Annotated in this window: 6 protein-coding genes; 4 read left to right on the top strand and 2 right to left on the bottom strand. The window is 69.7% G+C overall.

The window, feature by feature from the left end:
* On the bottom strand, nt 1-367 hold a 367-nt coding region (locus HHX30_RS14665; protein WP_311922395.1), incomplete at its 3' end, for a GDSL-type esterase/lipase family protein.
* 745 nt (nt 368-1,112) lie between these two features.
* On the opposite strand from HHX30_RS14665, the gene HHX30_RS14660 reads away from it, so the two are divergent.
* From HHX30_RS14660 to HHX30_RS14645, 4 genes are all read left to right on the top strand, one after another.
* Nucleotides 1,113-2,552, top strand: a complete 1,440-nt coding sequence (locus HHX30_RS14660) for an endo-1,4-beta-xylanase (protein WP_169982463.1) — start codon at nt 1,113-1,115, stop codon at nt 2,550-2,552.
* A gap of 146 nt (nt 2,553-2,698) precedes the next feature.
* Nucleotides 2,699-3,208 (top strand): HAD domain-containing protein, encoded by a 510-nt coding sequence (locus HHX30_RS14655; RefSeq protein WP_211591999.1) that lies wholly within the window; start codon nt 2,699-2,701, stop codon nt 3,206-3,208.
* A gap of 75 nt (nt 3,209-3,283) precedes the next feature.
* A complete protein-coding gene (locus tag HHX30_RS14650; RefSeq protein ID WP_169982461.1) occupies nt 3,284-4,177 on the top strand; it encodes a sulfotransferase in 894 nt (297 codons plus the stop codon).
* The gene (locus tag HHX30_RS14645; protein WP_169982460.1) at nt 4,174-5,349 is read left to right on the top strand and encodes a glycosyltransferase family 4 protein; all 1,176 of its coding nucleotides are present in this window, start codon (nt 4,174-4,176) and stop codon (nt 5,347-5,349) included. The genes HHX30_RS14650 and HHX30_RS14645 overlap by 4 nt, the downstream gene beginning before the upstream one ends.
* A gap of 119 nt (nt 5,350-5,468) precedes the next feature.
* Here the strand turns inward: HHX30_RS14645 and HHX30_RS14640 are convergent, their stop codons facing one another.
* A complete protein-coding gene (locus HHX30_RS14640) occupies nt 5,469-11,483 on the bottom strand; it encodes a ThuA domain-containing protein (RefSeq protein ID WP_169982459.1) in 6,015 nt (2,004 codons plus the stop codon).
* Between the last annotated feature and the right edge of the window lie 94 nt (nt 11,484-11,577).

The following is an 11,577-nucleotide window of genomic DNA, read 5'->3' as shown; positions in this document are numbered from 1 at the left end:
GCGTGGACAGCCGCTGCGGCGCGCCGGAGACGTTGTAGTTCTGCAGGACGTCGTTGGTGCCGATGTGCAGCAGCACGGTGCGCGGGGTGTAGGTCTGCAGCCAGCGGGTGATGTTGGCGTCGATCTGGTCGATCCGCCAGCCGGGGTGTCCCTCGTGGTCGTGGTCGCCCAGGTTGCCCGGCCCGTTGAACTGCGATCCGACGAAGTCGATCGTGTAGCGGCCGGAGGCCAGGCGCTGCCACAACCCGATCCGGTAGCCGCCGGGCACCTGGGTGCCCTCGGTGATCGAGTCGCCCAGCGGCATGACCCGCACCCCGCCGTTGGACTCCGCGTTCGCAACGCCCGGCGCGGTCGCCGCGACGGTCACGGACAGGATCGCGGTGGTCAGCAGGCGCCTCCACCGTCTCCAACCGCTGGTGGACGGCCTCTTTGTGGAGCTGCGCCGAAGTGTTAACGTTAACATCTAGAGTTTGCCCAACCTTTCCGAGGAAGGCGAGTGGATGGGGGGTGATGGCTCTGGCGTGGCGGCGCGGTTCCCTCGACGGGGACCGTCACCCGGCGAGGGCCGGCTCCGTAGCGCTCGTCGGCATGGTTGTTAGCGCTAACAGATCGCGGCGGGTCACTGCTCCTCTTCTCACGGCGGCCGGTGGGTGGTGGTGCGCCGGAGCAAATACGAGACGGCGAGCTCCGTCAAGGGCCCCGGTACATGCCGTTCCACCCCTGCGCCCAAACCGGATGTCCGCTCATCAGGAGCGATCGACGGCGGTGGACCGCGCGCGGTGCGGGCGTCGTGCTGAAACTTTCATCAGCGACTCGTCTCGCCCTGTGAGACCGTTGCCACGGTCTCTACGGCCCGACCATTCAGAGGAGGCCGGGTAGAGCAGATGCCACAGGATCGAGGTCACCGAAAGTTTCAGAGTAGTCTTGACACATTTCGGCGAGGTTTCCAGACTGAGTCCCCGAGAGGCGGTCTCCCCTGCCAGGTCGGTGGTGAAGCGGCAGGGGGGCGCCGTCCGCGACGCCCTCGTGGTGTGCGTCCCCTGCGCAGTGGGACGCGGTGCCGATCCCGCGGATGTCCCCGCTTTCCGTGATTCAGTTGTGGAGGCTCAGGCATGGATACGAACGCCACACCAGATCGGCCCCGGCGCCCGCGCCGCGGCCGCGTGCTGCTCGCCGGCGCCCTCGGCGTGCTCGGCGCGCTCACCGCCGTGGCGGTGTCGATTCCCGCGGGCGCGGCGGAGAGCACGCTGGGTGCGGCCGCCGCGCAGAGCGGGCGGTACTTCGGCACCGCCATCGCCTCGGGCAAGCTCGGCGACTCGCAGTACACCACGATCGCGAACCGTGAGTTCAACATGGTCACGGCCGAGAACGAGATGAAGATCGACGCGACCGAGCCGAACCAGAACCAGTTCAACTTCACGCAGGGTGACCGCGTCTACAACTGGGCGGTGCAGAACGGCAAGCGGGTCCGCGGCCACACCCTGGCCTGGCACAACCAGCAGCCCAACTGGATGCGGAACCTGTCCGGCAGCGCGCTGCGCCAGGCGATGATCAACCACATCAACGGCGTGGTGGGCCACTACAAGGGCAAGATCTATGCCTGGGACGTGGTCAACGAGGCCTTCGACGACGGCTCCGGCGGACGGCGCGACTCCAACCTCCAGCGCACCGGCAACGACTGGATCGAGGTGGCCTTCCGCACCGCCCGCGCGGCCGACCCCAACGCCAAGCTCTGCTACAACGACTACAACATCGACAACTGGTCCTGGGCCAAGACGCAGGGCGTCTACAACATGGTCCGCGACTTCAAGTCCCGTGGCGTGCCGATCGACTGCGTCGGCCTGCAGTCGCACTTCAACAGCCAGAGCGCCTACAACAGCAACTACCGCACCACCATCTCCAGCTTCGCCGCGCTCGGCGTGGACGTGCAGATCACCGAGCTGGACATCCAGGGCGGCTCGGCCCAGACCTACGCCAACGTGGTCAACGACTGCCTTGCCGTGCCGCGCTGCGCCGGCATCACCGTGTGGGGCGTGCGCGACAGCGACTCCTGGCTCGGTGCGAACACCAGCCCGCTGCTGTTCGACACCAGCGGCAACAAGAAGGCCGCCTACAACTCGGTGCTGAACGCCCTGAACTCCGTCGGCCCGACCAACTCGCCCAGCCCCACCCCGCCGGTCAGCCCGAGCCCGACCCCGCCGGTCAGCCCGAGCCCCACGCCGCCGGTGAGCCCCTCCCCCGGAACCTCGCCGGAGCCCGGCGGATGCAGCGCGACGATCAGTACGGTCAACTCCTGGCCCGGCGGCTTCCAGTCCGAGGTCACCGTCAAGGCCGGCAACTCGTCGGTCAACGGCTGGACCGTGAGCTGGACCTGGCCCGGCGGACAGACCATCAGCAGCCTGTGGAACGGCACGCAGAGCGGGTCCGGCTCCAACATGGTCGTCCGCAACGCCCCCTACAACGGCTCCATCGCGGCCGGCGCGACCACCACCTTCGGCTTCACCGCCAACGGCAGCGCGGCCACCCCGTCCCTCACCTGCACCAGGTCCTGATCCCTGGGGCCTGATCCCTGGGGCCTGATCCCTGGCGACCACACCGGATCCGGTTCGGACGACATGTCCGGCCGGATCCGGTTCGCGTTTCCGCACCTGGACGCCGAGTGGAGGGGCGACGCCGGCGGCGAGATGATGGCCGTGTGATGGACGGCGCGCTGCTGCTGCTGGACGTCGACGGGGTGCTCAACCCCGTACGGCGCTCCTCGCCGCGTTTCCGCCGGTTCGAATGCGTGGTGGAGGGCGAGGGGTTCCGTCTGCTGCTCGATCCCCGCCACGGCGCCAAGCTGATCGCGTTGCGCCGGGAGACCGGCGTGGCCCTGACCTGGGCGACGACCTGGGGCGAGCGCGCCAACGAGGAGATCGGCCCCAGGATCGGCCTGCCCCCGCTGCCCGTCGTCCCGATCGACGGCGACCCTCCCCGCCCGCACGGGGTGAACCTCAAGACCTGGCACGTCGCGGAGTACGTCCGGGGCCGGCCGTTCGTGTGGTTCGACGACGACCTCGGGCCTGCCGATCTGGAGTACCTGCACGACCATCCGGGGGTCGGCGAGTTCCTGGTCGTCTCCGTCGACCCCCGGGACGGGCTGGGTGACGCCCACCTGGACGCCGCCCGCCGGTGGCTGACCGCGCCGAGGCGGCGGATCGCCTGGTGACAGTGGTGGGGTCACAGGTGAACAGGGGGTTGATTCTCAGGGAATTCCCCGGAAGCACCGGTAGATTCGCGGGCCATGACATGGCAGCGGAGGATCAACGGCGCACTCGTCAGGTTCACAGGAGTCCAGCTCACCCGTGTCCGGCCCGCCGCGCCGTCGTCACCGAAGGCTCACGCACCGGCTCCGGCGCCCGAGGAACTGGTGCGCCCACCGGCCGACCCGCGCACCGACCGCCTTCTGGTCGCTCCGGTGTTCGTCATGTCCCCGGTGCGGTCGGGCTCCACCCTGCTGCGGTCGATCCTGAACGCCCATCCCGATCTGCACGCCCCGCATGAACTGCATGTCCGGCGGCTGACCGTCGGATTCGGCACGCCGCTGGCCCGCAAGGCCATGGAGGCGCTCGGCCACAACCAGGCCGACCTGGAGCACATACTGTGGGACCGGGTGCTCCACCGCGAACTCGTACGCAGCGGCAAGCGGACCATCGTGGACAAGACCCCCGCCAACGCCTTCGCGTACGCCAGGATCGCCGCCTGCTGGCCGGACGCCCGCTTCATCTTCCTGCTGCGTCACCCCGCCTCCATCGCCGCGTCCTGGTACGAGGCGGACCCCGTCAAGCGCACCCGGGAGGAGGCCGCCGCCGACGCGCTGCGCTACATGAAGGCCGTGCGGCGGGCCCAGAAGGCCCTCACCGGCCTGACCGTGCGCTACGAGGAACTGACCGCCGAGCCGGAGAAGACGACCCGCGCCATCTGCGAGTTCCTCGGCGTCGAGTGGGAGCCCGGCATGCTGGCGTACGGCGAGCAGAAGGTCGTGCAGAAGGGCCTCGGCGACTGGAGCGACAAGATCCGGTCGGGCACGGTGCAGCCGGGACGCGACCTGCCGGGGCCGGACGAGATACCCGATCTACTCAAACCCATCTGCCGCAGCTGGGGCTACCTGCCCCGTGAGGAGGGCAGGCGCGGATGAGGATCCGATACATGCTCCTGCACGCGTACGGCATGGGCGGCACGATCCGCACCGTGGTCAACCAGGCGAACGCGATGGCCGCGCTCGGCCACGACGTGGAGATCGTCAGTGTGGTGCGCCGCCGTGAGGAGCCGCAGTTCCGGCTGCATCCCGCCGTCGCCCTCAACACGCTCGTGGACCAGCGGGCCGGCGTGCGGGCCGACTCCCTCGGCCGCCGCGTGTGGCGGCGGCTGCGCGGCAAGATCGTGCCGTACGGCGAGTTCGCCGCCGGCTACTTCACCGAGCGGGTGGAGAAGGCCGTCATCGACTACGTCTCCTCCCTGGACGACGGCGTGCTCGTGACCACCCGCCCGGCGCTGAACCTGATCTCCGCGCGCCGCGCCTCCAAGAACGTCGTGCGGGTGGCGCAGGAGCACATGAACCTCGGCACCTATCCCGCGACGCTGCGCGGGGAGATCGTCAGGCACTACGGAGCGTTCGACGCGGTCACGGTGCTGACGGCCAGCGACCAGCGCGAGTACGAGCAGGCGCTGCCCGGCACGAGGATCGTGCGGATCCCGAACGCGGTCCACGCGGTCAACCAGACGCCGTCCCGGCAGGAGCACCCCGTGGTGGTCGCCGCGGGACGCCTGGTCAAGCAGAAGGGCTTCGACCTGCTGCTCCCGGCGTTCGCCCAGGTGGTGAAGGAACATCCGGAGTGGCGCCTGCGCATCTTCGGCACCGGCCCGAAGAAGGCCGCCCTGCGCGCGCTGATCGGCGAGCACGGCCTGTCCGCGCACGTGACGCTCATGGGCCGGACCAACCGCCTCGACGACGAGCTCGCCCGGGCCTCGATGTACGCGCTGAGCAGCCGGTTCGAGGGCCTGCCGATGGTCATGATCGAGGCGATGACGCACGCGCTGCCGATCGTGGCCTTCGACTGCCCGACCGGCCCCGGCGACGTGCTCACCGACGGGACCGACGGTGTGCTGGTGCCCTGCGGGGACGTGGACGCCCTGGCCGCGGCCATCAACCGGCTCATCGCCGACCGCGACCTGCGGCTGCGCATGGGCGCCGCCGCCGCCGCGACCGCCAGGGAGTACGCGCCGGAGAACGTGATGCCCCTGTGGGAGAACCTCTTCACCGAGCTTCTGGGCGCCAGGACGGCCGGCGACGCGCACGCGCGGCGCTGACCCGGCTCACGAACGGCCGGCGACGCGCCGCGCCGCGCGAGAAGACCAAGTGCCGGAGCACGCGTGGCGTGCTCCGGCACCGGTCGGGAGCCGGCCGGCACCGGCTCCCCGTCATCTACTCACAGGCGGGCCCGCAGGTAGGCACCGGCCGCGAGCAGTTGCGCGCGGGCCGACTCGTCGGCGACGGTACGAGCCGCCGCCGAGAACCGGTCCAGGGCGGCCTTGGCCTGGTCCGGCCGGTCCGCCGCCGCCGTGGCCTTGGCCGCTTGGAGCTGGCCGAACAGGCGGTCGGCGAGCTCGTCGCCGAGCAGACCCTCCGCCTGGTACCGCCGCACCAGCGCCTGGGTCTTGTCGTAGGTGGCGACGATCTCGAAGGCGACCGTCACCTCCGTGACGTTGCCGGCCAGGTCGGTCGCCACGACGGCCAGCTTGTGACCGCCCGCCGTGGGCTCGACACCCGCACCGCTCTCGATCGCCACCCCGTCCAGGCGGAGGACCACCGAGTCGACGGTAGACGTGGCGTCCCGCGCCGCGGCGGCGATCGGCAGTGAGGTGCCGACGTCGTACTTTCCGCCCTTCGTCACGCCGTCCACGGTCACGACCGGGGCCGTGGTGTCGACGCGCAGGGACACCGCTTTCGGCGCGGAGACGTTGCCGGCCTCGTCGATCGCCCGGAACCGCAGCTCCCGCAGGCCGTCCTCGGTCACCCGGACCGGCTCGCGGTACTGGGTCCAGGCGCCGTCGCCCTGGGCGAACTCGATGCGGACAGGGCCATCGCGGTCGTCGCTCGCCGACGCGGTGACCGTCGCAGGCGAGGTGTACCAGCCACGCTGGCCGTTCGGCTGCGCTGGGTCGACCGACACGGTCAGGCTCGGTGCCGTCGTGTCCAGGATCCGGAAGTAGTCGAACGCGACCGTGACCGGCTGCGCCTGCTCCGGACCCAGCGCCATCAGGCCGAACGAGGTCATCGCGGCGTCGTTGGTGACCGGCTGGCCGAGTGAGGTCCAGTTGACCCCGCCGTCGCTGATCTGGGCCGAGTAGGTGTTCCCACTCCGGCTCAGCCGCAGGTAGTACCAGCCGCTCTCGGACGAGTCGGCGATGTCGATCGACCGGTTGCCGCCGTTGCCGAACTGCGCGTTGCGTTCCGAGACCAGCTCGGCACGCAGGTCGGCCGGCGTTCCGGCGTTGTTGTTGGCGACGACGTCGAACTTCACGTAGTTGTCGTCGTCGTTGTAGACCAGGAAGCCCGCCAGCTGCCACTTGTGCAGCATCGTCGGCGTCAGCCTGGTCTCGATCGTCCAGTTGCCGGCGGCGACGTCCCCGGGGATCTTCTGCAGGATGAAGTTCCGCGGCGAGGCGTTGTTGGTGCCGTTGATGTCGCCCGGCTGGGTCTCGATGCGCAGCGCACCGCCGCTCACCGCGGCCTTGGACGAGTCGTACCGCACCACCGAGTTCCACCGGCAGCCGTCGAGAGCGCTGCCGTCGAACTCGTCGCCGGGCGCGCGGACACCGTCGTCCGTGCCGTCCGGCGTGATGGTGAAGTGGTCGAACACGGCGTTGACCCGCGCCGCCCCGGTGTCCCCGGCGGCCACGGGGCCGACGGTCGCGTTCGGGATGACGTTCGCGGAGCCGGCGAGCGCCGTCCAGTTCTGGCCGTCGGCGGAGTACGCCGCGGTCAGCTTCTGACCGTCGCTGACCAGCCGCAGGTGCGCGGTGGACGGGAAGTCCGTCGGCACACCCACGTTGGCGTGCCAGGTCCGCGTCCCGCCGGCCTCGGTCTGGAACTCCATGATCCGGCCGCCGGACGAGTTACGGGTGAACGCCAGCTTGACGTAATCGTTGTCGGTGCCGTGCATGAGCAGACCGGCGTGCTGCCACTCACGGTTGTGCGGGATGGTCACCTTCGTGGTGATCGTCCACGCCCCGGTCTTGGCGCGCTGGCCGACGTAGCTGATCGGCCCGGTGGCACCCTCGTTGATGTCACCGTTCGTGACCGGCAGCACCAGCCCGCCGTCGGCGACCCGTACGGGGAGGTTCGGCGCGTTCCGCACCGTGCTCCACCGGTTGGTGTTCAGCGTGTCACCGTCGAAGGCGTCCGAGCCGCGGATCGCGCAGATCGGCGCGGTCTCCGGCGGTGACGGGTGGATGGCCCGGTCGACCAGCGAGAAGCCGCTGAACTTCACCTCGCTGGTGGCGGACGCGTTGTGCGCGGTGACCGCGAGGCCGATGTCCTGCGGGCCTGCCGCGCCGGGCAGCGTCACCGGGTCGCCGACCAGGGCGAACGACTTCCCGTCCTTGCTCCAGTACCCGTAGTACTTCCCGCCGTCCCGCACGATCCGCACCCAGGACGGATAGCTCGTCGTGCCGGCGCCGGTGCTGGCGTCGAGTTGGCCGTTGCCGTCGGTGTCGCGCAGCCACTCGAACCCGAGGCCCGCCCGCAGCGTCATCGCCGCGTACCCGGGCGATACGCCGGGACGCGTCATGTCGTTGCGGACGATCAGGCCGGCCTTGGCGGAGTTGTTCGTGTTCGTCTGGCTCTCGATCTTCACCGTCGCGGTCCAGGTGTCGCCGGCCGCCGCCGGCAGATACACCGAGCCGTACTGGTCGGTGCCCTGCCACATGTTCTCTCCGCCGGCCTTGACAATCCAGGTGTCCTGGTCCGGCCGGTCGAAGCCGGCGGTGGTGTTGGCGTAGGTCTGCCAGGCGCCGAAGAGGTTGCCGACCTCGACCTGCACGATGCGGGACTTCGTGCGGTGACCCTTGTCGTTCGTCGCGACCGCGGTCAGCTGGTAGCGCTTCTCGTCGGGGACGTTCCAGGTCACCGAGTACGGCGCCGTGGTGTCGGCCCCGATCGACGTGCCGTCGACGAAGAACTCGACCTTGGTGATCCTGTTCTCCGCGTCGCTCGCGTCCGCGGTCACCTGGATCTCGCCCGGCTCCAGCTTGTCGGCCGGCGTCGGAGAGGTCACGGCGACCTTCGGCTTGCTCGTCGGTGAGATGCCCTTGCCGTCGGCCTCGATGAAGTTCAGCCGCCGCTCACCCGCACCCGGGAACACCGCGTACAGGGTGAACGTCTTGCCGGGGTCGGACACCTCGACCGGAACGTCGACGTAGCCGCCGCTCGTGGTCGCCGGCACCTGGGCGGTGCCGAGCAGTTCACCGTCCGGCGCGCCCCGCCGGAGCTCGATCTTGCTCGCGCCGGCAGCCGACACGCGCAGGATCAGCCGGTCGACGTTGTGCAGGTTGACCGGGTCGTACGACGCCCAGGCGCCGTTCTGGCCGGTGATGGAGTTTCCGTGCCCCTCGATGTCCCGCGACGGGCCGACCGTCACCTTCGACGAGTCGGCGAAGAACTCCGCCTCCCGCTGCTTCGGGAACATCAGCGTGGTGTCCGAACCGGTCAGGCTCGGAGTGCCTCCCACGCCGCCGGAGTCGGAGTACCGGCCGTCGAGCGCGTAGAAGACGTTCATGTCCTCGCCGTGCCCGCCACCGAGGGCGGCGACCACCGAGCCGGTACGACCGTGCAGCGGCTCGGCCGGGTGCGCGTGCTCGTCGTGGCCCATCGCCGGCTGGATCACCACGTCGGCGTCGTCGATCTCGGTGTCCTCGGCGTCGGTGACCGACAGGTCCCAGCTCACCTCGTCGCCGAAGTCGAAGAACGCACCGTTGGGCGGCAGGTTGAACTTCACCTCCGGCCGGGTGTTGCCGACCGTGATCGGCACCGTCGTCATCCCGGTCTTGCCGGCGGGGTCGGTCACCGTGAGCCGGGCGTTGTAGACGCCGTTCGCGGTGTAGGTGAAAGTCGGCTTCACCTCGGTCGAGTCGACGACGCCGTCGTCGGTGAAGTCCCACTCGTACCGCAGTTCCTCCTTCTCCGGGTCGCTGCTGCCCGAGCCGTCGAAACGGACCGGCAGCGGCGCCTGACCGGAGTCCGGCGAGGCGCTGATCTTCGCCGTCGGCGAACGCGAGCCGGAGATGTAGTCGACTCGGTACAGCCCCGAGTTCGGGTTGTCGCGGCCGAACCCGCCACCCCAGTCCAGCACGTACATCGAGCCCTCGGGACCGAACTTGGAGTCGATCGGTGCGAGGAACTGCTGCTGCGGCAGGAACGGATTGACCTTCTCGACCCCGCCCTGCCCGTTCGTGGTGACCGAGTACATCTTGTTCCGGGACCACTCATAGAAGAACGGCTTTCCGGCGTAGTACGCCGGGAACTTGGTGTCCGACTGCAGGTTCGGGTCGTAGTCGTAGAACGGGCCGCCCATCGGAGCCAGGCCACCACCCTGCGGGATGACCGACGGCACCGAGGACCGCTTGTAGCCGTACCACATCGTGGCCGGCTTCGCCGGTGGCAGCTCGGTCAGGCCGGTGTTGCGAATCGAGTCGTTGACCGGCTTGGCGCAGTCGAAGTACGAGCCGACGGTCACCGGGTTCGTCCGGTAGTCGACGTCCCGGAACGGCTCGTTGTTGCCCATGCACAGCGGCCAGCCGTAGAAGCCGGGCTCGGTGATGAGGTTCCACTCGGCGATACCCGCGGGGCCCCGGTTGTCCGGGTTGTCGTTGCTGTTGTCCGGCGAGTAGTCCGCCAGCCCGATGGCCCCGGTCTTCGGGTCGATCGAGAACCGGAACGGGTTGCGGAAGCCCATCGCGTAGATCTCCGGCCGGGTCTTCGGCGTGCCCGGCGCGAACATGTTGCCCGCGGGGATGGAGTAGGTGCCGTCCGGCTCCGGGCGGATCCGCAGGAGCTTGCCCCGCAGGTCGTTGGTGTTGGCCGAGGTCGCCCGCGCGTCGTGGAAGGTCCCGTCCCGCTCGGACAGCGGTGCGTAGCCGCCGGACGGCTCGGAGTGCGGGTTCACATCGTCGCCGACGCCCAGATAGAGGTTCCCGTCCGGGCCGAACGCGAGGCCGCCGCCGGTGTGACCGGGCTCGTCGGGGAGCCGGCGCGCCGGCACCTCGAGCAGGACCTTCTCCGTGGCGCGGTCGATCTGCGAGCCCGGCCCGACGGTGAGGCGGGACAGGCGGTTGACGAAGTTCGCCGGGTCGCTGTCGTTCGCACTCGCCGGTGAGTAGTAGATATAGAGGTAACCGTTCTTGGCGAAGTCCCGGTCGAGCGCGATGCCGAGCAGCCCGTCCTCACCGCCGGAGTACACGGGGATCGTGACCGCCGTGGAGGTGGTCCTGGTCCGCGGGTCGTAGACGCGGATCTGGCCGCGCACCAGCTCGGTGAAGAAGACCCGGCCGTCGGGCGCGACGTCCATGGCGTACGGGGCGCTGGTGTTCTGGTCCAGCGCGACCCGCTCGAAATTGTCCCATTTGGTGCCGCCGCAGTCGCCCTGCTCCATCCCGGCGGCCCACTTCACGCCACCCACGATGTGCCGCACCAGCGCCGCCTCGCCCGTGTAGTGGGCGCCGAAGTGGCCCATGCCGGTCACCCAGGCGCGGCCGCCGTCGTACGGCTTGCACCAGGAGATCGGGTGGTCGTAGCCCATGGCGTTGCTGCCCGGGTTGTAGGTCGTCTCGTCCATGGTGGCGAGCACGTGCGCGTTGCCGCGGACGTTGAGCGCGTAGTTGTACCACTCGTCGGCGCGTGCCCACCGCTGCGGCAGGTGCTTGGTGGACGGGTGGACCTGGTCCTCCACCCGGACGGTGCCGGGCAGGCCGGGGCTGGTGCCGGTGGCGGCGTGACCGGGCATCAGCGTGCCGATCATGTTGTCCCACCACGTGTAGTTGCCACGCATGTCGGTGGCGTTGTGGATGGCGACGATGCCGTGACCGGCCCGCATGTAGCGCTCCATGGCCGCCTTCTGGTCGGCGGTCCACGGGTCGCCCGAGGCCTGGAACATCACGAGCGCGTCGAACTGCGCGAGGTCCGCGTCGTTGAAGACGGACGCGTCCTCGGTGTGCTGCGAGGTGATGCCGGCCTCGGCGAAGGCGGCCTCCAACACGGGAACGCCCTGCTCGATCGCCTCGGTGTGCCGGAACTGCGTGGTCTTCGTGAAGATCAGCACGTGGGCTTTGTCGTCCGTGCCCTCGTGCGCGGTCGCCGGCGTGGAGCCGATCATGGTCAGCGCCAGCGCGCTGACCACGGGTATCGCGAGCCACCGTCCCCACCGGGGACGCCAGGTCACGTTCATGAGATGCGGTACCTCCATGACGCGAGGAACTACTGGTGTGGTCGTGACCGTGCGGCGTGCCGGCGCCGTCGGACTGGTGTTGAGTTGGCGTCGG

The organism is Microbispora sp. H10836, assembly GCF_012999525.1.
In the GTDB taxonomy this organism is placed as follows: Bacteria; Actinomycetota; Actinomycetes; order Streptosporangiales; family Streptosporangiaceae; genus Microbispora.
Note: the sequence above shows the minus strand (reverse complement) of the source record. Positions and strands in the feature narration are given on the sequence as shown.

What these genes read in the sequence shown, in the direction of transcription:
- HHX30_RS14660 (WP_169982463.1), top strand. Translation starts at nt 1,113, where the DNA reads ATGGATACGAACGCCACACCAGATCGGCCCCGGCGCCCGCGCCGCGGC.
- HHX30_RS14655 (WP_211591999.1), top strand. Translation starts at nt 2,699, where the DNA reads ATGGACGGCGCGCTGCTGCTGCTGGACGTCGACGGGGTGCTCAACCCC.
- HHX30_RS14650 (WP_169982461.1), top strand. Translation starts at nt 3,284, where the DNA reads ATGACATGGCAGCGGAGGATCAACGGCGCACTCGTCAGGTTCACAGGA.
- HHX30_RS14645 (WP_169982460.1), top strand. Translation starts at nt 4,174, where the DNA reads ATGAGGATCCGATACATGCTCCTGCACGCGTACGGCATGGGCGGCACG.
- HHX30_RS14640 (WP_169982459.1), bottom strand. Translation starts at nt 11,483, where the DNA reads ATGAACGTGACCTGGCGTCCCCGGTGGGGACGGTGGCTCGCGATACCC.